The sequence below is a fragment of the Nostoc sp. 2RC genome, from assembly GCF_014222165.1.
Classification (GTDB): domain Bacteria; phylum Cyanobacteriota; class Cyanobacteriia; order Cyanobacteriales; family Nostocaceae; genus Nostoc; species Nostoc linckia.
Genome location: NZ_JACKZU010000763.1, coordinates 1 through 832, shown reverse-complemented (window position 1 = coordinate 832; position 832 = coordinate 1). Strand labels below are relative to the sequence as shown.

Sequence of the window (832 nt, the reverse complement as noted above, 5' to 3'; positions counted from 1 at the left end):
TCCCCATACTTCTCTGCGAGAGGCTGCGCCAACGGCTTTGCTCAGCACAAGTCTCCCCATCCCCGTCACTGCGAATCAACTGTAAATACAGTCCCTCAACCTGCTGTAATTCTTCATGGGTTCCCCGTTGGACTATTTTACCGCCATCAAGGACAATGATTTCATCGCAATCTCGAATGGTGGAAAGTCGATGCGCTACGATGATGCAAGTACAACCGCGCAAACGCAGATTCCGAGTGACGATTTTTTCGGTTTCAGCATCCAAGGCACTAGTAGCTTCGTCCATGACTAGGATACTGGGATTATTTACTAAAGCACGGGCAATTTCTAAGCGTTGGCGCTGACCGCCACTTAAATTAGTTGCACCTTCTAACAAATCGGCACCATAGCCTCCTGGTAGAGAAAGAATCACATCATGGAGTGCAGCATCTTCACAAGCTCGCACTAAATGAGTGTCGGGTATGGTAGTATCCCAAAGTGTTAAGTTGTCTCTGACACTGCCAGCAAATAATAAAATTTCTTGCTCCACCGCAGAGATAGAATTCGCTAATACCTGCCGGTGAATTTGCTCTTTAGGTTTGCCATCAAACAGAATTTCTCCTTGCCACGGTTGGTACAGTCCGCATAAAAGTTTGGCAATGGTAGACTTACCAGAACCACTCCCACCCACTAAAGCTACTCGCTGTCCTGGCTGGAGTGAAAGATTAAAGTTTTCAATTAGCGGTGGAGTAATTTGGTTATAACCAAATGTGACATTGCGTAATTCAACATATCCCCGGAGTTTCACCAGAGGGTAGAAGGATGAGGAAGACAAGGAAGAATTTTCTCCCCC

1 protein-coding gene is annotated in these 832 nt (G+C 46.3%); it reads right to left on the bottom strand.

The genetic code is table 11. The features are described 5' to 3' along the window. Positions 1–832 (bottom strand): ATP-binding cassette domain-containing protein (locus GNE10_RS34885; RefSeq protein ID WP_260447159.1); only part of this gene is annotated, 832 nt, incomplete at both ends.